The organism is Cupriavidus sp. C2SS-8b, from assembly GCF_057073745.1.
The window spans coordinates 333,076-354,935 of the sequence record NZ_CP172717.1 but is presented as its reverse complement, the minus strand read 5'-3'; the positions used below and the strand labels follow the sequence as shown (position 1 = coordinate 354,935).

Here is a 21,860-nt window from a genome sequence, read left to right as displayed (position 1 = left end):
GTGCCATGGAAGGCACGGGTCTTCAGGTGCGCGCTACGGCCTTGCGTGCAGGGATTCTGGTGGGGCGCGGCCAACAACCGCGCGAAACGTCAGCGCGGCCCGAACAGCCGTATCCACCTGCCTTGTTCCTAAGCGCCAACCTGCTCGATGGTCGGCTCGCACAGGATCGGAAAATTGACCGAGTTGGCAATGAAGCATTGCTCGTGTGCGGCATGGTGCAGCTGCTTCGCCAGTTCGGGATCATCCGAGGCGCGGATGGCGACGCGCGGCCGCAGCACGATCTGCGTGAACTGGCTGCGCTCGCCCTCGACCATCATGCCCTGCGCTTCATCCGCATACGCCAGCACGGCGATGCCCGCGTCGGCGCACAGGTGCAGGTACCAGAGCTTGTGGCACGCCGCCACGGAAGCCACCAGCAAATCCTCGGGATTCCAGCGAGCCGCGTCTCCGAGGAACGCCGGGTCCGACGAGCCGGGAATGGCTGGCTTGGCCCCCGAGCGGATCATGTAGTCGCGTGCATAAGCCCGGTAGCCCGACGTCCCGCTTCCCTTGTTGCCGGTCCATTCGACCGAGACCCGATAGTGATGTTCACGCTTGGCCATGTCTGCGCTGCTCCTGGTCGATGCCGTTGAAGTGCAACGCATGACGGGCCCCGCCGGCCCTGCGTCGCGGGACTCCATTATTCCAAAGGACACGAAAACGGGGTCGACAGGCCGCTGCGCCGGGTGCGGAAAGCGGCTCAGGCGATCGAGCGCCGCAGTACGCGCGACGGATGGCTCGCCAGCCGCCGCGCCGTCTGCAAGGAGACGCCGAAGCGGTCATAGAACGCGGATTCCACATCGCCGGCCGCAGGCCAGCCGACAAAGCGCTTCAGGTCCGCCATGGCGACGTCGCCGGTCATGGCTTCGAACAGCAGGCGCATTAGCCGTTGCGTGCGGCAAAGGTCCGTCAGCGCCGTGCCTTGCGAGAACAGCAGGCGGCGCAGCTGCGCCGCGGGCATGTCGAGCCGTTCCGCGATAAATTCGGCGCTCCACGCATATTGGGGCTGGAGAAACACGCGGCGGGAGATCCGTTGATGCAGGGCGTCCTGCGGTGCGCCGGGCATGCCGCGCCGGATCTCGAAGGTGCAGGACGACGGCTGCGCACCGCTACCATCCAGGTGCATGTCGATGGTTTCAAACGGCTCGATCGTGACTTCCTGCCCAGGCATCAGCAGGCGTTCGTAGCCACGCCGCCGGATGACCGACCTGCCCTGCGTGGGCACGACCGTCAGCGGAAACGCCAGGAACAGGCGCTGCAGGCTGACGTGCGAGTGGGACTGCAGGTGGGCGCGCATGGTGGAGCGGAAATCTGTCGCAAGTCGGTCGGTATGGGCAGCATCATCGCCGCTAACAGCGCGGCGCACCATCTGCAATTTCCGAACGCACCGTTTGCCTGCGCCACACGCAGCGGCCCCGGCCCGGACCCGTTCCAGGCCATTCCCAGGCGTTCCGCGCGAACCCGTTCGACAGGATTGCCGCCGGATGCCGTTATCATGAGGGGGCCTGGTATGTCTGCCGGCGCACGGCAGACCCATCGTTGCCTGAATGGCAAGGGGCTGCCGGGCCCGCCGCAGGACCGCTGCCGTTTTCAATCCGCCGCTCCCATTCGTCCTGCATGGAACACAACATACCTCTTATCACCACGCTTGCCGCCGGCTTCGGCATCGCCCTCGTCCTTGGCTACCTGGCCGAGCGATTCAAGGTGCCGGCGCTGGTCGGCTACCTGGTCGCCGGCATCATCATCGGCCCGGGCACGCCGGGCTTCGTCGCCGACGTCCACCTGGCGTCCCAGCTTTCCGAAATCGGCGTGATGCTGCTGATGTTCGGCGTGGGGCTGCATTTCTCGCTGAAAGACCTGTTGGCGGTCAAGCGCATCGCCGTGCCCGGCGCGGTGGTGCAAATGGCACTGGCGACGGCGCTCGGTGCGGGCGTGGCGTGGCTATGGGACTGGCATTGGGGCAGCGGGCTGATCTTCGGGCTCTCGCTGTCGTGCGCCAGCACGGTGGTGCTGCTCAAGGCGCTGGAGACGCGCGGCGTGCTCGAAAGCATGAACGGCCGCATCGCCGTGGGCTGGCTGGTGGTTGAAGACCTGGCCACGGTGCTGGTGCTGGTCCTGCTGCCGCCGTTGGCCGGGATTCTCGGCGGATCGACGGGCACCGAAGCGGCGGAAGCCACGTCGCTGTGGACCACCATCGCGCTGACGCTGCTGCAGGTGGGCGCCTTCATCGCGCTGATGCTGGTGGCGGGCCGACGCGTGCTGCCGTGGTTCCTGTGGCTGGTGGCGCGCACCGGCTCGCGCGAGCTGTTCACGCTGTCGGTCATCGCCGCCGCCATCGGCATCGCCTATGGCGCGGCGCAGCTGTTCAGCGTCTCGTTCGCGCTGGGCGCGTTCTTCGCGGGCATGGTCATGCGCGAATCCGAGTTCAGCCACCGCGCCGCGCAGGAATCGCTGCCGCTGCGCGACGCGTTCTCGGTGCTGTTCTTCGTCTCGGTCGGCATGCTGTTCAAGCCGGCGATCCTGATCGAGCAGCCGCTGCACGTGTTGGCCACCGTGGCGATCATCATCCTGGGCAAATCGGCTGCGGCCTTCGGGCTCGTGCTGGCCTTCCGCTATCCGCTCAATACCGCGCTGACGGTATCGGCCAGCCTTGCGCAGATCGGCGAGTTCTCGTTCATCCTGGCCGGCCTGGGCCTGTCGCTCGGGCTGCTGCCGGCCGATGGCATGAGCCTGGTGCTGGCGGCCGCGCTGATCTCGATCGCGCTGAACCCGGTGCTGTTCGCCGTCAACGAACCGTTCCGGCGCTGGATCCTCAAGCGCTCGGCACTGGCCCGGGGCCTGGAGCAGCGCGGCGACCCCTACGCCGAACTGCCGATGAGCACCGAGCGCAAGTACCTGGAAGGCCAGGTGGTGCTGGTCGGCTATGGCCGCGTGGGCCGGCGCATTGCCAGTGCGCTGCAGGGGCGCGGCATTCCGTATGTGGTCGCGGAGCAAAACCGGGAGCTGGTGGAAAGCCTGCGCAATCGCGGCATCGCGGCGGTCTCCGGCAATGCCTCCGAGCCCGCCGTCCTGATCCAGGCCCATATCGCGCGCGCCGCGATGCTGGTGGTGGCCATTGCCGATCCGATCGATGTGCGCCAGATGGCGAGCATCGCGCGCACGCTCAATCCGTCGATCGAGGTCGTCCTGCGCACGCACAACGAGGACGAATCGGTCATGCTGCGCAAGGAAGAGATCGGCACGGTCTTCTATGGCGAGGAGGAACTGGCCAGGGGCATGACCGCCCATGTGCTGGAGCGCTTTGCGCCAGGGCCGCAGGTTCACGCCGCGGGCCATGCGGCCTGAGCTACAGGACTTGAAAACGCGCGGGGCATTGCGACCCCGCCATCAATCCGCGGCGGCACCCGACGACTTCGCCACCTTCGTCCACCGCAGCGTCTCCTTGCCGATGAAATCGCCCAGTTGCGCCGGCGTCATGTCGCCAGCGGTCACGCCCTGCTCCTCGAAGCGTTTCAGCACATCCGGCTGCTTCAGCGCCTTCGCCAGCTCCGTGCCCAGCCGCTGCGTCACCGCGGCGGGCGTACCGCGCGGCGCCATCAGCGCAAACCAGGTGGTCACCTCGTAACCCTTGATCCCGCTTTCCTCCAGTGTGGGCACGCCCGGGTAGGCCGGGGAACGTTTCGCGGTGGTGACGGCCAGCGCCCTGACCTTGCCCGAACGGACATGGGGCGCGGCCGAAGGGCTGGTTTCAATGGCCATCTGGATCTGCCCGGCGATCAGGTCGGTCATCATCGGTGCGCCCCCCTTGTATGGGACGTGGACGATGTCCGTGCCTGTCATGGACCGGAACAGTTCCCCCGACAGATGCTCGGTACTGCCCGGTCCGGCGGAGCCGTAGTTGACCTGTCCGCGATGGGACTTGATATAGGCGATCAGCTCCGCCACGGATTTCACGGGCAGCGACGGGCTGACCAGCAGCACATTGGGCGTCAGCGCCACCAGGCCAACCGGCACCAGGTCGCGCGTGAAGTCGTAGGGCAGCGACTTGTAGATGCCGGGCGCCATGGTATGCGCCACGGTGGCCAGCAGCACCGTGTAGCCATCCGGCGTGGCGCGCGCGACGTTGGCCGCGCCAAGCGTGCCGCCGGCGCCGGGGCGGTTGTCCACCACCACGGGCTGGTGCAGGGCCTCGCCGAGTTTCTGTCCGATGGTGCGGGCGATGATGTCTGTGGTGCCGCCGGAGGCGAACGGCACGACGAGGGTGACAGGCTTGTCGGGCCAGCTCTGGGCGGCGGCGGGTGCCAGGCCGGACAGTGCCAGGCCCGCTCCGAGCAGGCAGGCCAGGGCAGTGCGGCGAACGGTGTTGGTCATTGGACGGTCTCCTTGGGGATAGATGGTTTTCTTGTTGGTGGCGCAGCGTTGAGCTTCAGTCCGAGCCGAGCTGCAACGCATTGGGCTGGCGCTTTTCGATGGCGGACTTCAGCAGCGCCGCGCAACGGTAGATGCCGTGTGCAAATTTGCCGAACGGCAGCGTGGCGAAAAGCGCCATCACCACGCCCAGGTGCACGGCCAGCAGCATGGCCATGGCACCGGTATCGCGGCCAGCCAGCAAGGCCAGGCCGGAAGCCGCGGTGAGCAGCAGCAGCGCGATGAAGCCGCGATCCATGGGGCGCTGGGCCGCATCCCCGCGGGCCGGATCGCGCCGCAGGTTCAGCCACAGGAGCCCGGCCGGGCCGGCGAGCAGCCCGATGCCGCCGGCCATGCCCAGCAGCACGGGCAGGCTGGCCACCGGATAAGGTGCATGCAGATCCAGGAAATAGTGGTACAGCGTGGCCACCGCGGTCGATGCAAAGCACGCCATGAAGCCGTAGAACGTGAGGTGGTGAAAGCGTCGGCGTGCCAGCGTGAAACGATCATCTTGCTCGTTGCAGCCCTGGCCGTGCCCGCCGTCCAGGTACCGAAGCGTGAGCGCGTCGCGGGCGGCTTCGCCGATGGCGGGCGAGGTGGCTCTCCCCGGCGACACGTCGCGCCAGAACGTCCGCACCCCGATGCCCAGCGACAGCACCGCAAAGCCAAAGACCGCGCCGAACATCGCGGCCATCATGTTGTGCGGGAAGATCGCGTAGAAGTTGCCGGCCAGCGGCGCGTGCCACAGCGATCCCTGCCGCGCGATGACGAGCAGCAGGAACAGCGCCAGGCCGAAGGCGAGTGCCAGTGCCACGGTCAGGCCATTGCGCCGGTACAGCGCGCCCAGCGGCGCCGGCCATGCGTACTCGGCATAGGTCTCGCCGCGGACCCGCGCCATGGCCTGCGGGACATTCACCGCGAATTCATGCGGCGGTGCGTACTGGCAGGCGTGATAGCAGGCGCCGCAGTTGTGGCACAGGTTGGCCAGGTAGTTCACGTCCGCCTTGCCGAAGGAAAGCCTCCGCGTCATGGCGGGGAACACCGCGCAAAAGCCCTCGCAGTAGCGGCAGGCATTGCAGATCTGCATTTGCCGGGCTACCTCGGCTTCGTTGCCGCTGAGGGGCAGTACGCGGATGGGGATGGTTTTCCTGCCATCGGCGCCTTGCCGGGCAATGCCGCCTGCGGCTTCTTCGCCGGCCTCGCGTACCAGCGCTTCAAGCTGCTTCACGTTGTGCTCCTTTCGATTGTGCGGCCGCCCGTGCCGCCTGCGTGCCCGCGATGCGGCCGAACGCCGTGCCGATCGACATGCCGACCCCGGCCGTATAGCCTTTGCCCAGCACATTGCCGGCCATCATCTCGCCCGCTACGAACAGGTTGTCGCTGGGCTCTCCGTTGAAATGGACCGCGGCGTGCTCGTCGACCTTCAGGCCAAGGTAGGTAAAGGTGATGCCCGGGCGCAGCGCGTAGCCGTAGAACGGCGCGGTGTCGATGGGGCGTGCCCAGTGCGTCTTCGGCGGCAGCAGGCCTTCCGTGCGGCAGTCATCCAGCGTCGTGTGGTCGAAGGTGCCGTTGCGGCAGGCGGCGTTGTAGGCCGCCACGCTGTCCACGAAGGCCTGCTCGGGCAGACCCAGCTTGCGGGCCAGTTCAGGGAGGCTATCGGCCGTCGTGCCGGGAAACACCGGTGGCATGAAGCGGCCCACGGCCTTGGCATCGATGATCGAGTAGGCGATCTGGCCGGGCTGCTGGGCCACCAGGCGGCCCCAGATGGCGTAGCGCTTGGGCCAGAAGTCCTCGCCCTCGTCGTAGAAGCGCTCGGCATCGCGATTGACCACCACGCCCAGCGATACACAGTCGATGCGCGTGCAGATGCCGCCGTCATACAACGGCGCGCGCGCGTCGATGGCCACGCAGTGCGACTGCGACGGATCGCCGATCGCGTCCGCGCCGGACTCGATCATGTGCTTGAGCAGCACACCCATGTTGAAGCGCGTGCCGCGGATCAGGAAATTGTCGGCCGGCCATTCGCCGCGCTCGTTCTGGCCCCACGCTTCGCGCAGCCATTCTCGATTCGATTCGAAGCCGCCCGCAGCCAGCACGCACGCGCGCGCCTCGAAACGCTGGTCGCCGCTGCGCGCGGCCACGAAGCGACTGCTGTCGAGTTCGATGGCATCGATCGGTGTCTCGTATCGGACCTGGACGCCCATGGCCTCGGCACTGCGGTAGTAGGCATTGACCAGCGCCTTGCCGCCGCCCATGAAGAAGGCATTGGTGCGGGCCACGTGCAGCGCTCCCGAGAGCGGCGACTGGAAATGCACGCCATGGCGGCGCATCCACGGGCGGCAGGTCGACGATGCGCGGATGACCAGCCGCGCCAGTGCCTCATTGGTGAGTCCGCCGGTGACCTTGAGCAGGTCCTGCCAGTACTCCTCTTCCGGGTAGCTGTCGACCAGCACGTCCTGCGGCGCATCGTGCATGCAGCGCAGGTTGCGCGTGTGCTGGGAATTGCCGCCGCGCCAGGCCTTTGGGGCGGCCTCCAGCATCAGCACGCTGGCGCCGGCCTCGCGCGCCATCAGTGCGGCGCATAGGGCGGCGTTGCCCCCGCCGATTACGAGTACGTCCCACATCAGTACAGTCTCCGTGATTTACGGCGACTGTACTGAGCGGCCCGATCTCCCGCCAGAAGGGATCGGGCAACGGGTGTTTACGAATCGTGAAGGGCTGCCCCGGGCCAGCGGCGCTCGCGCACCAGATCGCGCGCCACGGCGGCCAGGGTGCCGCGCGCGGCCAGGCCCGCCGGAGACAACTCATCGTCCGACAGGCTCGCCAACAGGTTCGGGCGCCGCGCCGCGGTGTCGGCGATGGGGATCATCACCAAGGGCTCGCCGCCCAGGCGCGCAACCGCCGCGCCAGGCTGCACCGTGGCGCCAAGGCCCGCGCGCACGGCATCCATCAGCATGGCCAGGCCATCGATTTCCGCCACCACGTTGGGCTGCTGGCGGCCCCGAGCGAAGGCGGCATCGAGCACGGAACGCAGCCCGTGCGGGCTGCTGGGCAGGATCAGCGGAAGCCCGCGCAGTTGCGCGAGCCTTGCTGTCTTGCCCGCCGGCAGACCGGGCATGTCATCACGGCTGATCAGGAACAAGCGCTCGGTCAGCAGCGGCGCGAGGCTCCAGCGGTGATGGCCTTCGGCCTGGAACAGGACGGCTAGGTCAAGTTGGCGGGTGCCGATCATCGTCGCCAGGTTGCCGGACAGGCTTTCCACGAGATGCAGCCGGATGTCGGGATAGCGCTCACGCATGGCCTGCATGAAAGGCAGGCCCAGCACGCTGATGGTGCTTGGCGCCATGCCTACGCTGACGTGGCCGGAGAGCCTGGCGAGCTGGGCGGCACGCACCGCGTCATCGGCATGGCGCACGGCCAGCTGTGCCTGCCGCCAGAATGCCAGTCCGGCGTCGGTTGGCACGACGCCCGTCGAAGTGCGCCGCAGCAGGCGCGTGGAAAGCTCGCCCTCCAGGCGGCTGATCTGCTGACTGAGGGCCGATGTGACCACGCCAAGCTTTTGGGCGGCCTGCCCCATGCTGCCGAGTTCGACGACCTGCAGGAAATACCGCAATTGCCTTAGCTCCATCCGCCCTCCTCTCAACCAGTTCCCTTCAAGGCACGCGGACGATCCGTGGCAGCGGCCCGTGATCATTATCCGTGAACGCCACGAACACCCCGTAAACTTCAATAGAATCCCGGTTGGTTCGCATTCGCGCAGCGCCATGACGCTGCGCCCCCTTGGAGGAAACATGAAGGCAGTCAACATCCTGGAAACCATCGGCAATACGCCGCATATCCGCATCAACCGGCTGTTCGGCAATGGCCACGAAGTCTGGATCAAATCGGAACGGTCAAACCCAGGCGGCTCGATCAAGGACCGCATCGCGCTGTCGATGGTGGAAGATGCCGAACGCCGTGGCGTGCTTAAGCCGGGCGGCACCATTGTCGAGCCGACCTCGGGCAATACCGGCATCGGCCTGGCGATGGTGGCCGCGGTCAAGGGCTACAAGCTGATCCTGGTGATGCCCGACAGCATGTCCCTCGAACGCCGCCGCCTGATGCTGGCCTATGGCGCGACCTTCGACCTGACCCCGCGCGAAAAAGGCATGAAGGGCGCGATCGCCCGCGCCGAGGAACTGATCGCCGCCATTCCCGGCGCCTGGATGCCCCAGCAGTTCGAGAACGCGGCCAACATCGAAGTCCATGCGCGTACCACCGCCCAGGAAATCCTGGAGGATTTCCCGGAAGGGCTCGACGTGCTGATTACCGGTGTCGGCACGGGCGGCCATATTTCCGGCTGCGCGCAGGTGCTCAAGCAGAAGTGGCCACAGCTCAAGGTATTCGCCGTAGAGCCGTCGGCTTCGCCGGTGATTTCCGGCGGCGCACCGGCACCGCATCCGATCCAGGGCCTCGGCGCCGGCTTTATCCCGGCCAACCTCAAGACCGGCCTGCTCGATGGCGTGATCCAGGTGGATGCCGAACCGGCCCGCGACATGGCGCGCCGCTGCGCCAGCGAAGAAGGCATCCTGGTCGGCATTTCGTCGGGTGCCACCCTCGCCGCGATCGCCGGCAAGCTATCCGAGTTGCCGGCCGGCGCACGCGTGCTGGGCTTCAACTATGACACCGGCGAGCGCTACCTGACGGTCGAGGGTTTCCTGCCCGCCTGAGGCGGGCGTGAGTGCACCGGCAGGCAACGCCGGTGCACGGTTTAGTGCGCTCCATCGGATCCCGCGGCAGCAGATCTCCGCTCGCCCCGGTGCGTCCAAGTCTTGATGCCGGTCAAGCTGCCATCGCCCGCGGCGACTACGCTGGATCAGAAGGGCCAACGCGGTGCCTCTTCCGATTTGCCGCTCCGACCACTCGCCACGACTCACCGGAGGTTTCCCCATGTATCAGCGCATCCTGCTAGCCGTAGATGGCAGCCAGTCTTCCGATCTCGCATTGAGCCAGGCCATCACCCTTGCCACGGCCACCGGCGCGGAGGTCAAGGCCTTGTTCGTGGCTGATGACAGCGACGCATTCTTCGATGTCGCCTACTTCGACGCCAGGGCCCTGATGGAAAGCATCCGCACCTTCGGCCGCAAGGTCCTGACGGAGGCCGAGGACAAGCTGGAGGCGGCCGGCATCAGGCATACGACCCAGCTTGTGGAGAAGCCAGTGGCGCCCGGCCAGATCTCCGCGACCATCGTCGCCCAGGCCGATGCGTGGAGCGCCGACCTGATCGTGCTGGGCACGCATGGCCGGCGTGGCGTGCGGCGCCTGCTGATGGGCAGCGTCTCCGAAGGCGTGGTGAGCAAGTCCAGCCGGCCGGTGCTGCTGATCCGCAGCGAAGTCGAAGGCTAGCGCACCCGGTCCGCGCGCCGCCTTCCCGCGGCGACGCGGCGCCGCGGGCCTATTGCGCACTTTGCTCCACTGGCCGGACAATCCGGCCATGCGGGATCTCCCCGCCTGGAGCCCTTGATGAGAATCCGCCTGGCATACGTGGCCTCCCTGGCGTGCGTCGCAGCCCTGATCCTGAGCGGCTGCTCGGCGCTGCAACCGGAACAGACCGGCCAGCGGCTGGTCGGCAGCGACCAGAGCGCCGTGCGCAATACATTCGGCGAGCCCACCGATACCTTCCGTTTCCCGAATGGCACGTCGCGCTGGCTCTACTCCCAGCAGCCGCTCGGTCATGCGGTCTACGCGGCGGACTTTGACGCCACCGGCAAACTGGTGAGCTATCGGCAGATGCTGACGGAAGCCGAAATCTATCAGGCCAAGATCGGTGCCTGGACCAAGCAGGATGTGCTCGAGCGCTTCGGCAAGCCGCGCGAACCTATCCAGTATTACCCGCTGATGAAGCGCGAGGCCTGGAGCTACCGGATGTTCCAGGGCGGCTACCAGACCGCGCATTTCAGTTGCTACTTCGACGACAGCGGCGTGCTGCAGCAGACCATGATCATCGTCGACCCGCTCGGCGGCGACCGCCGCGGGCGCTCGCGCTAGCCGTCGCGCCCCAAGGGAGCCAATGCTGGCGGAAGGGGCTCCCGGACTGCGGCGGCGTTTTCGCGCAGAATAGACCTTGCCGCGACGCAGCAAAGACTGCGCGCGCCTTCCCTGATCTCTTCTTGCGCGGAACCTGAACGTGACTACTGCGATCCTGCTTGAAAACATCCACCCAAGCGCCACGGCGCGCCTGGGCGAAGCCGGCCTGACGGTCGAACACCGCAGCGGCGCGCTGGCCGGCGACGAACTGCGCCAGGTGCTGTCCAGCCATGACCTGGTGGGCATCCGTTCCGCCACGCACCTGCGCGCGGACGACATCCGCAGCGCGCCGGAGCTGCTCAGCGTCGGCTGCTTCTGCATCGGCACCTCGCAGGTCGACCTGGACGCCGCGACGGCGGCAGGCATTCCGGTCTTCAATGCGCCGTTCTCCAACACGCGTTCGGTGGCCGAGCTGGTCGTGTCCGAAGCCGTGATGCTGCTGCGCAAGATACCCGAGAAAAATGCGCTCGCGCATGCCGGCAAGTGGGCCAAGGGCGCCAGCGGCGCGTTCGAGGCGCGCGGCAAGACCATCGCCATCGTCGGCTACGGCAATATCGGCTCGCAGGTCGGCGTACTGGCCGAGTCGATGGGCATGCGCGTGGTGTACTACGACGTGCTGGCCAGGCTGTCGCTCGGCTCGGCGCGCGCGGCCGGCACACTGGAAGAGGCTGTGTCGCAGGCGGACGTGGTCACGCTGCACGTTCCCGCCACGGCACGCACGCGCAAGATGATCGACGCTGACGTGCTCGCGCGCTTCAAGCCTGGCGCGATCCTGATCAATGCCTCACGCGGGACCGTGGTCGACATCGATGCCCTGGCGGCTGCGCTGCGCGCCAGGCACCTCGGCGGTGCGGCGATCGACGTCTTCCCCGAAGAGCCGAAGACCAACAACGATCCGTTCACCAGCCCGCTGCAGCAACTGCCCAACGTCCTGCTGACACCGCATATCGGCGGCAGCACCGAGGAAGCACAGGAGAACATCGGCACCGAGGTATCCGCCAAGCTGCTGCACTACCTGACCACCGGCGGTACCATCGGCGCGGTGAATTTCCCGGAGGTGGATCCCGGTCCGCTGCACGCGCCGGCACGGCTGCTCAATATCCACAGCAACGCGCCCGGTGCGCTGGCCGCCCTCAACACGCTGCTGGCACAGGACGGCGTCAACATCAACGGCCAGCACCTGCAGACGCGCGGCCATACCGGCTACGTCGTTACGGACCTCGACCGGGTGCCGTCCGACGCGCTGATGGGGGCCTTGCGCACCCACGCCGGCTTCGTGCGTTCGCGCCTGCTGGTCCGGTAAGTCCCGCCGCCTCACCCGACCGTCCACATTCCACCTCATCCGCTATCCGGCCGCAGGCAAGGCCTGGGACTCGATAGCGGATAGCGACCTGGTGCGCGCATGCCCGCCTCGCACCCTTCGAAGTGACAAATTTGTAATATTTTTGAGGGAATTGCTAAAGCCACGCCCTATCAAACCGCTATCCGGGACAGGAGCGACTGAGACGCAGTTGCGCTTCGTGCCACGCGGCAGTGGCCGGGTGGCATCCACATGAGGGAGTTCGATATGGACGGAAGAGAAAGGCGCGTGCCGGCATGGGCACGCCGGTTCGGACTATCGTTGTGGCTCGCCGCCGGCATCGCCGGCTCCGCGGCCGCGCAATCCGGCACCATCACTTTCCGGGGAGCCATTACGGAACCCTCTTGCGGATTCGAGACCGGGGCTCAGGTGGTGCACGCCACCTGCATGTCACCCGGCAGCGGGCCTGTCAGCACGGATCTCAACGCGGCGACTGCCGGAAAACAGGCCAGCACCCGGGTCGGCGCCGCCCGGCTGAAACTGGAGCGGCTTGCCGGCAGCCGGGGCAACGCCTACATCGTCGTAGCCACCTACCTGTAAAGCCGCCGTCGGGGTCGCGCATGGCGCTTCCCCGACGTGGCCGAACCACGTTAGCGGCCCGCCCGGACCAGCTCGGCCGCCTTCTCGGCGATCATGATCGCCGGTGCGTTGGTGTTGCCCGCGACCAGCGTGGGCATGATGGAAGCGTCGACCACGCGAAGGCTCTGCACGCCGCGCACGCGCAACGCCGGATCGACCACGGCCATCGCATCGACCCCCATCTTGCAGGTGCCGACCGGATGGTAGACGCTGTCGGTACGTTCACGCACAAAGGCCTCGATCGCCTGCTGGCTGCCCTCGCCCGGACCGAAGTCGTCGGTGAACAGCTCGTGGCCACCGGCACTGGCCAGCGCCTGCTGGGCAAAGATCCGGCGGATGGCGCGCACGCCCGCCACCATGCCGGCCATGTCTTCCTCATCGCTCAGGAAGCGCGGATCGATCATTGGCGCCTCGCGCATGTCGCGCGAGCGCAGGCGCACCTCCCCGCGGCTCTTCGGCCGCAGCACGCAGGCGTGGCAGGAATAGCCGTGACCGAGCTTCTTCCTGTCGCCGCCATGGTTGAGCAGCGCCGGAACGAAATGCAACTGGATGTCCGGTACGGCCAGGCCCTGCCGGCTCCGGATAAATGCACCCGCTTCCGCGAAGTTGCTGCTCGGCATGCCGGTGCGCTTGCGCCGATAGCGCAGCAGTTCCAGGGACAGCCTGGCAAAGCCGGGCAGCGAATGTCCGAACAGGTCCAGCGAACGCACCTGCTTGTTGAGGATGACGTCGGGATGGTCCTGCAGGTTCTTGCCAACGCCCGGCAGGTCGGCCACGACATTGATGCCCAGCTCGCGCAGTTCCTGCGCCGGCCCCACGCCCGAAGCCAGCAGCAACTGCGGCGAATTGAAGGCGCCGGCACTGACGATGATCTCCTGCCGCGCCACCAGCTTCTGCTCCACGCCGCCCCGCACCACGGTAAGGCCCGTCGCACGCGTGCCATCGAAGTCGATGCGCAGCACCTGCGTCTCCACCAGCACCGTCAGGTTGCGCCGGCCGCCGCTTAGCGTCGCGTCGCCGGCGTCGCCCCGGTGCAGATAGGCACGCGCCGTGTTCCAGCGCTCGCCACGGCGTTGCGTGACGTGGTACAGGCCCGCGCCTTCCTGCTCCGCGCCATTGAAGTCGCCGTTCGCCGGATAGCCTGCCTGGATCGCCGCCTGGACAAAGCGGTTCGAGAACGGATTGGGCGAGCGCAGGTTGCTGACCCAAAGCGGACCCGAGCCCCCATGCCAGCGGTTGTCGTCGCGGCCCTGGTAGTCCTCATGGCTTTCGCTGCGCCGGAAGTACGGCAGCACGTCTTCATAGCCCCAGCCGGTGCAGCCCAGGCTGGCCCAGTCGTCATAGTCGTTGCGGTGACCACGGATATAGACCATGCCGTTGATCGACGAACTGCCGCCCAGGCCCTTGCCGCGCGGCTGGTAGCCCTGCCGGCCATTGAGGCCGGCCTGCGGCGCGGTATGGTAGCCCCAGTTGCGCACGCCGGCCTTGGGCACCGTCGACGCCATGCCGATCGGCATCCACACGCTGATGTGGTGATCGCTCGGCCCCGCCTCGACCAGCGCTACCGTTACCGCGGGATCTTCGGCCAGCCGCGCCGCGATGGCGCAGCCCGCCGAGCCAGCGCCTACGACCAGATAGTCAAACGTATCCATGTAAGCGGTCACTCCCTTATGCGTCCGCGGCACAGCCGGCGACCGATTTGTACTCCAGGAACTCCGCCAGGCCATAGGCGCCGAACTCGCGGCCGTTGCCCGAAGCCTTGTAGCCGCCGAACGGAGCCGTGAAGTCCATCCGGGCGCCGTTGATCTGCACAGAGCCGGCACGCAGTTCGCCCGCTACGCGCCGCGCGCGCACCGGGTCTCCAGACCAGACGTAAGCGGCCAGCCCGTACGGCGTGTCGTTGGCGATGCGGATCGCCTCGGCCTCGTCGTCGTAGGGAATCATCACCAGCACCGGCCCGAAGATCTCTTCGCGGGCGATGGTCATGTCGTTGTTGACATCGGCGAAGACGGTCGGGCGGTTGTAGAAGCCCTGCGCCAGCCCGTCAGGCCGGCCGGGACCCCCCGCGATAACGCGAGCGCCCTCGCCTATGCCCGCTTCGATCATGCGCTGCACGCGCTCGTACTGGGCCCGGTTGGAGCTGGGGCCCAGCTTGCTGTCCGGCGCGGCGGGGTCGCCCACCGTCAGCGCCTGCGCGGTCGCCTGGGCGATTGCGATGGCGGTCTGGTACTGCGCGCGCGGCACCAGCATGCGCGTCGGCGCCGTGCAGGTCTGGCCCGAATTGAGCATGCAACTGACCACGCCCGCCGAAACCGCGGCCTTAAGGTCGGCATCGTCCAGGATCAGGTTGGGCGACTTGCCGCCCAGCTCCTGCGCCACGCGCTTGACCGTCGGCGCGGCCTGCACGGCCACGTCGACGCCGGCACGCGTCGAGCCCGTGATCGAGACCATCTCCACGCCGGGATGGCGCGACAGCGCCGCGCCCACCGCCAGGCCCGTGCCGAACAGCATGTTGAACACGCCTGCCGGCGCGCCGGCTTCATGCACGATCTCGGCAAAGATGCGCGCATCGAGCGGTGCGATCTCCGACGGCTTGAGCGCCACCGTGCAGCCCGCCGCCAGTGCCGGGGCCACCTTGGCGGCGATCTGGTTGATCGGCCAGTTCCACGGTGTGATCAGCGCCGTCACGCCGACCGGCTCGCGCACCACCTGCGTGGTGCCGCTGACGGTGACGAAATCAAAGGCTTCCAGCGCGGCAATGGCCGACTGGATCTGTACCAGCCCCATCGGCGCCTGGTACTCGCGGCACAGCCACAGCGGCGCACCGATCTCCGTGCTGATGGCCAGGGCGATCTCGCCGATGCGCGCCTTGTAGCCATCGGCAATGCGGCGCAGCAGCGCCAGCCGTTCCTCGCGGCTGGACCGGGACCACGCCGGGAAGGCGTCGCGTGCCGCGGTCACTGCCCGATCGACGTCGGCCACGCCGCCCATGGCAACCGTGCCGATCACCGCTTCCGTCGCCGGGTTGACGATATCCGCCAGCGAGAAGCCGTCAGCGGGTGTCACCCACTCGCCCCCGATATAGAACGTATTGAGATTGTGCATCGATCGTAGCTCCTGGAAGTGGGGGCGCTTCAGAAAGGTTTGTCGCCGATGATGGTGGCGCGCATCATGCGGCGCACCGCGGGGAAATAGTCCTGCACGGCGTAATGCTGCGTCGAGCGGTTGTCCCAGAACGCAATGGTGTTGGGCTGCCACTTCAGGCGGACCTGGTACTCGGGGACCGCGGCCTGGCGGAACAGGTATTGCAGCAGGTCCAGCTCGCCATAGCGGAAATCGAAGCCCACGCGGAACTGGGCCTTCTCGCCGAAGTTCGCAAGGTGCGTGACGAAGCCTTCATTGACATAGAGGATCTTTTCACCGCTCTCCGGGTGCGTGCGCACGACCGGGTGGGTGACGGCCGGGAATTTCTTGCGGTTGATCTCGCGCTCCTCGGGCGTCATGCGCGCGCCGAAACCGGGCATGATGTCGTGCACGGCGTAGAGACCTTCGATCCGTTCCTTGACCGCGTCGGGCAGTGCCGCATAGGCGCGTGCCATGTCGACCCAGATGGTGTCGCCACCGGACTCCGGGCATTCCACGCAGCGTAGCATCGACGCCATCGACGGCACCTCTCGCCACGATACGTCGGAGTGGTAGATGTTCTCGCGCCTGCGCATGTCCTTGGTGCCGCCCAGCAGCACCAGTTCCGGATGGTCCGCGTGGTGCGGGAACACGGGATGCACCTCGAGTTCGCCGAAGCGGCGCGCAAGCTCGACGTGCTGCGCCGGCGTGATGTCCTGGTCGCGGAAGAACAGCACCTTGTGGCGCACCAGCGCCTGGCGCAGCGACGTCAGGGTCGCGTCGTCCAGCCGCTCGCGCAGGTCGATGTCGTCGATCTCAACGCCGATCGTGGGCGTCATCCGGGTGACGGTGAAGCCGTGGTAGCCCAAGGACGCGACGTCAGCCGATACATCCTTCAATTGGACCGCTGCGTTGCTGTTGCTCATGTTGTCTCCTCGATAAGATGCGAGAGCCACGGTGCGAGGTTGCCGCGCCATGGCCAGTTCTGTGGCGTGCCGGCGCGTATCAGTCCAGGCGAATGTCCGAAGCGCGGATGGCTTCGGCCCAGTAGATTTGCTCGGCCTTGACGACGTCGGCAAAAGCCGCGGGCGTGCTGCCCCTGAGTACGATACCCAGATCCACCATGCGCGCGCGGAAATCCGGGTTGGCCAGCGTTCGGTTGACGTCCGCGGAGACCTTCTCCACGATGGCGCGCGGCGTCGCAGCAGGGGCGAACATGCCGACCCATCCCTGACGCTCAAGGCCACGCACGCCGGCTTCGGCGAACGTCGGCGCATCGGGCAGCAGCGGCGAGCGTGCCGCGCCGGCCACCGCCAGTACGCGCAGCTTGCCGGCGGCGGCATGCTGGCGCGCGCTCACCGCCGCGATCATGCCGGCGGGAAGCTGCCCGCCGAGCAGGTCGTTGATCAATGGCGCCTCGCCCTTGTAGGGGACGTGCGTGAGCGCGACCTTGGTGTTGCGCGCGAAGATCTCCATGTACAGGTGGCCGCTTGAACCGAGTCCATACGAACCATACGCAAGCGGCTTGCCCTGCTTGCCTATGTAGTCGATGAGCTGCTTGACGCTGCTCACTCCCAGCGACGGCTGCACCACCAGCGCAAGGTTCGACGTGCCCAGTTCCGAAATAGGTGCGAAATCACGCACCGGGTTGTACGTTGCCTTGCTGTACAGGCTGGGCGCCTGCACCATGCCGGTCAGCGTCAGCAGCAGCGTGTGGCCATCAGGCTCGGCCTTGGCCACCATGTCCGCGCCAATCATGCCGCCGGCGCCAGGGCGGTTATCGACGATGACCGGCTTGCCCCAGGCCTTGGCGAGGCCTTCGGCAATCTGCCGCGCGACGACGTCACCGGTTCCACCCGCCTGATATGGGTACACCACGCGTACCGGGCGCGTCGGATATCCCGCTACACTGGCCTGCGCCCTGGCATTGAGGCCGACGCCACCGAGCGCCGCGCCAGCCAGCCCGAGTCCCAACTGCTGCAAAACCTTGCGCCTTTGCTGCTGCATCTTGCTGTCTCCACATTGTCTTTGTTCTTCCGCGTGCCGGACGGCACGGGTTCGACTGACTGCGCTGCGGCGGCACCCGGCCTCTGTCGGGCCTGGTCATGCCGCCGCAGTCCTGCACACCGCTGGCCTCAGAGCGTGCGCGCGATGATCTCTTTCATGATCTCGTTCGAGCCGCCGAAGATCTTGCTCACGCGGGCATTCACGTACATGCGGGCAATCGGGTACTCCATCATGTAGCCGTAACCGCCGTGCAGCTGCAGGCATTCGTCGATGATCTCGCAGCTGGTCTGCGTGCCCCACCACTTGGCCATGGCCGCGGTCTCCGCATCGAGTTCCTCGCGCAGGACCTTGGCCATGCAGTCGTCGACGAAAGCGCCGGCGATCACGGCCTTGGTCTTGCACTCGGCCAGCTTGAAGCGGGTGTTCTGCATATCGAGAAGCGTTGCGCCGAAGACCTTGCGCTCGCGCACGTACTCGGTCGTCAGATCGACCGCGCGCTCCATGGCCGACAGCGCCCCCAGCGCGATGATCATGCGTTCCTGCGGCAGCTGCTGCATGAGCTGGTAGAAGCCCTTGCCTTCTTCCGTGCCCAGCAGGTTGGCGCACGGCACGCGTACGTCGTCGAAGAACAGCTCGGCGGTGTCCTGCCCCTTCTGGCCGATTTTTTCGAGGATGCGTCCGCGGCGGAAGCCGGGCAGGTTCCCGGTCTCGACCACCAGGATCGACACACCCTTGGCGCCCTTGTCCGGATCGGTCTTGCAGACCACCAGGATCAGGTCCGCCAGGAAGCCGTTGGTGATGAAGGTCTTGGAGCCATTCAGCACGTAGTGGTCGCCGTCGCGCTGCGCGCGGGCCTTGATGCTCTTGAGGTCCGAGCCCGCGCCGGGCTCCGACATGGCAATGGCCGCGACCATCTCGCCGCTGGCCATCTTCGGCAGCCAGTGGCGCTTCTGCGCTTCGGTGCCGTAGCGCAGGATGTAGTGCGCGACGATGCCGCTGTGGACGTTGGTGCCCAGGCTGCTTACGCCGGCGCGCGACTGCTCCAGCGTGATGATGGCCTCATGCGCGAAGTTGCCGCCGCCACCGCCGTATTCCTCGGGAATGCTCGCGCACAGCATGCCCATCTCGCCAGCCTTGCGCCAGATCTCGCGGTCCACGTGCTGCTGCTTCCACCAGCGGTCCTCGTGCGGGACCAGTTCGCGTTCGATGAACTTGCGGATGCCGTCCTGGAACATGGCCAGGTCATCGGTGATCCAGGGTCTTTGGTTGAATGCCATGATGTCGCTCCTCGCCGATCAGGGACGGCCACCGCCACAGATCAGGACCTGGCCGGTGATGTAGTTGGATTCCGGAATGCACAGCAGGTACACCGAGCCGGCCGCCTCGACCGGGGTGCCGCCACGGCCCAGCGGGATCATCGCTTCGATGTTCTTCATCAGTTGCGGGTTCACGCCGACCTTGATCTCGTTGCCGCCGATGTTCAGCGTCGACGTGTTGTCCGAGCCGGCGGTGGCTTCGGTCAGGCGGGTCTTGATCAGGCCGAAGGCCACGCTGTTGACGTTGACCTTGTAGCGGCCCCATTCCTTGGCAAGTGCCTTGGTCAGTCCGTTGATGGCGGCCTTGCCGGCCGAGTAGTTGGCCTGGCCGGCGTTGCCCATCACGCCCGAGACCGACGAGATATTGACCACCTTGCGGAATACTTCCTGGCCGGCCTCGGCTTCCTTCTTCGCGGCTTCGCGGAAGTAGTCGGCAGCGGCGCGCAGAATGCGGAACGGCGCGGTCACGTGCACGTCCATGATGGCCGACCACTGCTCGTCGGTCATCTTCTGGATCACGTTGTCCCAAGTGTAGCCGGCGTTGTTGACGATGATGTCGAGACGACCGAAAGTCTGCAGCGCGGTCCCCACGAAGCGCGTGCCGAAGTCGGCTTCCGTAACGCTGCCCAAGCAGGCCACGGCCTTGCCGCCGGCGGCGACGATTTCCTGCACCACGGCCTGCGCCGGTTCGGCATCGAGGTCGTTGATGACCAGCGCCGCGCCTTCGCTGGCGAGTTTCAGTGCGATCTCGCGGCCGATACCGCGGCCCGAACCCGAAACAATGGCGACCTTGTCGACAAGCTTGCTCATTTCCCTATGCTCCTTTGCTGATCTGTTGAATGTCCCGGCAGTGCGGTGCCGCTTCAGGCGGCGAGGGCGATCAGTGCATCGCCCGACAGCTTGGTTTCGCCCGCCTGGTTGCGGGTCTGCAGTGCCACGCGCACGGTGCGCGTGGCCTGATCCTTCTCCACGACCTTGCCGGTGCAGGCGATCTCGTCGCCCACATGCGTGATGGCCGCAAAGCGCACCGAGAAGCTGCGGATGGCCTGCTGCGGCACCCAGTTGGTCAGCAGGCGGCCGAGATAGGCCATCGACAGCATGCCGTGCGCGAAGACGTCTGGCATGCCGGCCTGGCGTGCGAAATCGATATCGACGTGGATGGGGTTGTGGTCGCCGGAAGCGCCTGCATACAGCGCCAGCGTGAGCCGGGTCAGCGGCGGCGCGGTGAAGGACGGCAGTTCCGAGCCGACCTCGATCTCATCAAACCGGAGGGTCTGCATGGCTGTCTCCTTAGCTGTTGCGCACGACGATGGTGCTGCGCAGGTCGGCGACCGGGTCGCCCTTGGCATCGGTCACGCGGGTTTCGCGCACCACGAACTCCAGCGCGCCGCCCTTCTTGGCGTAGATGTCGGCCACGCGCGTTTCGAAGGTCAGGCGCTCGCCTGCATAGGCCATGCGGTGATACTCGAAGTGCTGCTGGCCATGCAGGACCTTGCCGATGTCGATGTTCAACCGCTCGATCATCGCGCGCGGATTGGGCGACTCCATCTCCAGGCAGAACAGGAAAGTCGGCGGCACCGGCAGGCCCGGATAGCCCGCGGCCTCGGCCGCGGCCAGGTCGGTGTAGCGCGCGTCGGCCTGGCCCGTCGCCTTGGAGAAGAAGCGAAGACGCCCCGCCTCCACATCAACGGAATGGCGCGAGATCAGCGCGCCGATATGCATCGTGTCGATCATGACTTGGCTTCCTTTGGTTTACTGCTGGCGTTCGTACAGCGTCACCACGCACGCGCCGCCGAGGCCGAGGTTGTGCTGCAGCGCCAGGCGAGCGCCGTCGACCTGGCGCTCGCCAGCCTTGCCGCGCAATTGCCAGACCAGCTCGGCGCACTGCGCAAGACCGGTGGCGCCGAGCGGGTGGCCCTTGGACAGCAGGCCGCCAGAAGGGTTGGTCACCACGCGTCCGCCGTAGGTGTTATCGCCGTCGACAATGAACTTCTCGGCGGTGCCAACCGGCGTCAGGCCGAGGCCTTCATACGTGATCAGCTCGTTGGCCGTGAAGCAGTCGTGCAGTTCGACCACGTCGATGTCGGTCGGCGCCACGCCTGCCTTTTCGTAGACGGCATTCGCGGCGGCTGCCGTCATGTCGTAACCCACTACCTTGCGCATATCGCCTTCGTCGAAGGTGCTGTTGCGGTCCGTGGTCATGGCCTGCGCGGCGATCTTCACGCGGGTGTCCAGGCCATGCTTGCGCGCAAACGATTCCGAGCACAGGATGGCGGCGGCCGCGCCGCAGGTCGGAGGGCAGCATTGGAGGCGCGTGAGCGGATCGAACACGGTCGGCGCTGCCATCACCTCATCCAGCGTCACCGTGTTGCGGAACACCGCGAACGGGTTGCGCGCGGCGTGCTGGCGTGCCTTGACCGAGATGCGCGCGAAGGTGTCCGGGCGGATGCCGTATTCCTTCATGTACGCGCGGCCGGCGCCGCCGAAGAACTGTGCCGCGCGCGGTGCCTGCTCGTCGAAGCCCTGAACCTGCGCCATGGTCTTGGCGAAGCGCTCCATCGGACCCGGCCGGTCGGTATAGGCGCCCTTGAGCGCGCCCGGCACCATCTGCTCGAAGCCGACTGCGATCGCGCATTCGACCGCGCCGCTTTCCACCGCCTGGCGCGCCAGGAATAGCGCGGTCGAGCCGGTGGCGCAGTTGTTGTTCACGTTGATGACCGGGATACCGGTCAGGCCGACGCCATAGATGGCGGCCTGGCCGGACGTGGAGTCGCCGAACACATAGCCCACGTAAGCCTGCTCTACCAGCGCGTAGTCGATGCCCGCGTCGGCCAGCGCGGCCTTGGCGGCGTGGGCGCCCATCACGCCATAGTCATCGCTGGCGCCCGGCTTGGTGAAGGGAATCATGCCGACGCCGGCCACTACCACGTTGTTGCTCATGTCGATTTCCTGCTGAAGATGAA

Annotated in this window: 21 protein-coding genes; 6 read left to right on the top strand and 15 right to left on the bottom strand. The window is 66.8% G+C overall.

Translation table 11 applies throughout. The features are described from left to right. Positions 1-128 precede the first annotated feature (128 nt). Both ACIGJB_RS18620 and ACIGJB_RS18615 read right to left on the bottom strand, forming a co-directional pair. Positions 129-602, bottom strand: a complete 474-nt coding sequence (locus tag ACIGJB_RS18620; RefSeq protein WP_483733779.1) for an OsmC family protein — start codon at positions 600-602, stop codon at positions 129-131. Between the two features lie 137 nt (positions 603-739). Continuing rightward, complete coding sequence (locus ACIGJB_RS18615) at positions 740-1,408, bottom strand: AraC family transcriptional regulator (protein WP_483733778.1); 669 nt, start codon at positions 1,406-1,408, stop codon at positions 740-742. Positions 1,409-1,656: 248 nt separating this feature from the next. Between ACIGJB_RS18615 and ACIGJB_RS18610 the strand changes: the two genes are divergently transcribed. Beyond that, positions 1,657-3,384, top strand: a complete 1,728-nt coding sequence (locus ACIGJB_RS18610) for a cation:proton antiporter domain-containing protein (RefSeq protein WP_483733777.1) — start codon at positions 1,657-1,659, stop codon at positions 3,382-3,384. 42 nt (positions 3,385-3,426) lie between these two features. On the opposite strand, the gene ACIGJB_RS18605 is transcribed toward ACIGJB_RS18610, so the two are convergent. The 4 genes from ACIGJB_RS18605 to ACIGJB_RS18590 all read right to left on the bottom strand — a co-directional run bounded on the left by ACIGJB_RS18605 (position 3,427) and on the right by ACIGJB_RS18590 (position 8,074). Continuing rightward, complete coding sequence (locus ACIGJB_RS18605; RefSeq protein ID WP_483733776.1) at positions 3,427-4,410, bottom strand: Bug family tripartite tricarboxylate transporter substrate binding protein; 984 nt, start codon at positions 4,408-4,410, stop codon at positions 3,427-3,429. A gap of 55 nt (positions 4,411-4,465) precedes the next feature. Continuing rightward, a complete protein-coding gene (gene tcuB / locus ACIGJB_RS18600; protein WP_483733775.1) occupies positions 4,466-5,674 on the bottom strand; it encodes a tricarballylate utilization 4Fe-4S protein TcuB in 1,209 nt (402 codons plus the stop codon). Next, a complete protein-coding gene (gene tcuA, locus ACIGJB_RS18595; RefSeq protein ID WP_483733774.1) occupies positions 5,661-7,070 on the bottom strand; it encodes an FAD-dependent tricarballylate dehydrogenase TcuA in 1,410 nt (469 codons plus the stop codon). Before tcuA ends, tcuB begins: the two co-directional genes overlap by 14 nt. 77 nt (positions 7,071-7,147) lie before the next feature. Next, a complete protein-coding gene (locus tag ACIGJB_RS18590) occupies positions 7,148-8,074 on the bottom strand; it encodes a LysR family transcriptional regulator (RefSeq protein ID WP_483733773.1) in 927 nt (308 codons plus the stop codon). Positions 8,075-8,237: 163 nt separating this feature from the next. Between ACIGJB_RS18590 and cysK the strand changes: the two genes are divergently transcribed. From cysK to ACIGJB_RS18565, 5 genes are all read left to right on the top strand, one after another. Continuing rightward, a complete protein-coding gene (gene cysK, locus ACIGJB_RS18585) occupies positions 8,238-9,155 on the top strand; it encodes a cysteine synthase A (RefSeq protein ID WP_483733772.1) in 918 nt (305 codons plus the stop codon). 220 nt (positions 9,156-9,375) lie between these two features. After that, on the top strand, positions 9,376-9,831 hold the full coding sequence (locus ACIGJB_RS18580; RefSeq protein WP_483733771.1) for a universal stress protein: 456 nt from the start codon (positions 9,376-9,378) through the stop codon (positions 9,829-9,831). 117 nt (positions 9,832-9,948) lie between these two features. Beyond that, positions 9,949-10,473 (top strand): hypothetical protein, encoded by a 525-nt coding sequence (locus ACIGJB_RS18575; protein ID WP_483733770.1) that lies wholly within the window; start codon positions 9,949-9,951, stop codon positions 10,471-10,473. A gap of 139 nt (positions 10,474-10,612) precedes the next feature. Then, on the top strand, positions 10,613-11,815 hold the full coding sequence (gene serA / locus ACIGJB_RS18570) for a phosphoglycerate dehydrogenase (RefSeq protein ID WP_483733769.1): 1,203 nt from the start codon (positions 10,613-10,615) through the stop codon (positions 11,813-11,815). A 249-nt stretch (positions 11,816-12,064) separates the two neighbouring features. Continuing rightward, positions 12,065-12,412: a hypothetical protein gene (locus ACIGJB_RS18565; protein WP_483733768.1), complete on the top strand. Its 348-nt coding sequence runs from the start codon at positions 12,065-12,067 to the stop codon at positions 12,410-12,412. 50 nt (positions 12,413-12,462) lie between these two features. On the opposite strand, the gene ACIGJB_RS18560 is transcribed toward ACIGJB_RS18565, so the two are convergent. The 9 genes from ACIGJB_RS18560 to ACIGJB_RS18520 form a co-directional block, all read right to left on the bottom strand. Beyond that, positions 12,463-14,103, bottom strand: a complete 1,641-nt coding sequence (locus ACIGJB_RS18560; protein ID WP_483733767.1) for a GMC family oxidoreductase — start codon at positions 14,101-14,103, stop codon at positions 12,463-12,465. 16 nt (positions 14,104-14,119) lie between these two features. Beyond that, complete coding sequence (locus ACIGJB_RS18555) at positions 14,120-15,556, bottom strand: aldehyde dehydrogenase family protein (RefSeq protein ID WP_483733766.1); 1,437 nt, start codon at positions 15,554-15,556, stop codon at positions 14,120-14,122. Positions 15,557-15,585: 29 nt separating this feature from the next. Next, entirely contained in the window at positions 15,586-16,500 is a 915-nt protein-coding gene (locus tag ACIGJB_RS18550; RefSeq protein ID WP_483733765.1) for a TauD/TfdA dioxygenase family protein, read from the bottom strand. Positions 16,501-16,579: 79 nt separating this feature from the next. Then, positions 16,580-17,581 (bottom strand): Bug family tripartite tricarboxylate transporter substrate binding protein, encoded by a 1,002-nt coding sequence (locus ACIGJB_RS18545; RefSeq protein WP_483733764.1) that lies wholly within the window; start codon positions 17,579-17,581, stop codon positions 16,580-16,582. A gap of 128 nt (positions 17,582-17,709) precedes the next feature. Next, entirely contained in the window at positions 17,710-18,858 is a 1,149-nt protein-coding gene (locus tag ACIGJB_RS18540; RefSeq protein ID WP_483733763.1) for an acyl-CoA dehydrogenase family protein, read from the bottom strand. Between the two features lie 18 nt (positions 18,859-18,876). Beyond that, positions 18,877-19,707: an SDR family NAD(P)-dependent oxidoreductase gene (locus tag ACIGJB_RS18535; protein WP_483733762.1), complete on the bottom strand. Its 831-nt coding sequence runs from the start codon at positions 19,705-19,707 to the stop codon at positions 18,877-18,879. 53 nt (positions 19,708-19,760) lie between these two features. Beyond that, positions 19,761-20,177 (bottom strand): MaoC family dehydratase, encoded by a 417-nt coding sequence (locus tag ACIGJB_RS18530; RefSeq protein ID WP_483733761.1) that lies wholly within the window; start codon positions 20,175-20,177, stop codon positions 19,761-19,763. A 10-nt stretch (positions 20,178-20,187) separates the two neighbouring features. Further along, positions 20,188-20,631, bottom strand: a complete 444-nt coding sequence (locus tag ACIGJB_RS18525) for a MaoC family dehydratase N-terminal domain-containing protein (protein WP_483733760.1) — start codon at positions 20,629-20,631, stop codon at positions 20,188-20,190. A gap of 18 nt (positions 20,632-20,649) precedes the next feature. Further along, positions 20,650-21,837 (bottom strand): lipid-transfer protein, encoded by a 1,188-nt coding sequence (locus ACIGJB_RS18520; RefSeq protein WP_483733759.1) that lies wholly within the window; start codon positions 21,835-21,837, stop codon positions 20,650-20,652. Positions 21,838-21,860 lie beyond the last annotated feature (23 nt).

Excerpts from the sequence above, each read along its gene's own strand:
- ACIGJB_RS18565 (WP_483733768.1), top strand. The coding sequence starts at position 12,065 with ATGAGGGAGTTCGATATGGACGGAAGAGAAAGGCGCGTGCCGGCATGG.
- ACIGJB_RS18555 (WP_483733766.1), bottom strand. The coding sequence starts at position 15,556 with ATGCACAATCTCAATACGTTCTATATCGGGGGCGAGTGGGTGACACCC.
- ACIGJB_RS18540 (WP_483733763.1), bottom strand. The coding sequence starts at position 18,858 with ATGGCATTCAACCAAAGACCCTGGATCACCGATGACCTGGCCATGTTC.
- ACIGJB_RS18610 (WP_483733777.1), top strand. The coding sequence starts at position 1,657 with ATGGAACACAACATACCTCTTATCACCACGCTTGCCGCCGGCTTCGGC.
- cysK (WP_483733772.1), top strand. The coding sequence starts at position 8,238 with ATGAAGGCAGTCAACATCCTGGAAACCATCGGCAATACGCCGCATATC.
- ACIGJB_RS18530 (WP_483733761.1), bottom strand. The coding sequence starts at position 20,177 with ATGCAGACCCTCCGGTTTGATGAGATCGAGGTCGGCTCGGAACTGCCG.
- ACIGJB_RS18560 (WP_483733767.1), bottom strand. The coding sequence starts at position 14,103 with ATGGATACGTTTGACTATCTGGTCGTAGGCGCTGGCTCGGCGGGCTGC.
- ACIGJB_RS18580 (WP_483733771.1), top strand. The coding sequence starts at position 9,376 with ATGTATCAGCGCATCCTGCTAGCCGTAGATGGCAGCCAGTCTTCCGAT.
- ACIGJB_RS18520 (WP_483733759.1), bottom strand. The coding sequence starts at position 21,837 with ATGAGCAACAACGTGGTAGTGGCCGGCGTCGGCATGATTCCCTTCACC.
- ACIGJB_RS18620 (WP_483733779.1), bottom strand. The coding sequence starts at position 602 with ATGGCCAAGCGTGAACATCACTATCGGGTCTCGGTCGAATGGACCGGC.
- ACIGJB_RS18605 (WP_483733776.1), bottom strand. The coding sequence starts at position 4,410 with ATGACCAACACCGTTCGCCGCACTGCCCTGGCCTGCCTGCTCGGAGCG.
- ACIGJB_RS18590 (WP_483733773.1), bottom strand. The coding sequence starts at position 8,074 with ATGGAGCTAAGGCAATTGCGGTATTTCCTGCAGGTCGTCGAACTCGGC.
- ACIGJB_RS18545 (WP_483733764.1), bottom strand. The coding sequence starts at position 17,581 with ATGCAGCAGCAAAGGCGCAAGGTTTTGCAGCAGTTGGGACTCGGGCTG.
- ACIGJB_RS18615 (WP_483733778.1), bottom strand. The coding sequence starts at position 1,408 with ATGGTGCGCCGCGCTGTTAGCGGCGATGATGCTGCCCATACCGACCGA.
- ACIGJB_RS18575 (WP_483733770.1), top strand. The coding sequence starts at position 9,949 with ATGAGAATCCGCCTGGCATACGTGGCCTCCCTGGCGTGCGTCGCAGCC.
- ACIGJB_RS18525 (WP_483733760.1), bottom strand. The coding sequence starts at position 20,631 with ATGATCGACACGATGCATATCGGCGCGCTGATCTCGCGCCATTCCGTT.
- ACIGJB_RS18550 (WP_483733765.1), bottom strand. The coding sequence starts at position 16,500 with ATGAGCAACAGCAACGCAGCGGTCCAATTGAAGGATGTATCGGCTGAC.
- tcuA (WP_483733774.1), bottom strand. The coding sequence starts at position 7,070 with ATGTGGGACGTACTCGTAATCGGCGGGGGCAACGCCGCCCTATGCGCC.
- ACIGJB_RS18535 (WP_483733762.1), bottom strand. The coding sequence starts at position 19,707 with ATGAGCAAGCTTGTCGACAAGGTCGCCATTGTTTCGGGTTCGGGCCGC.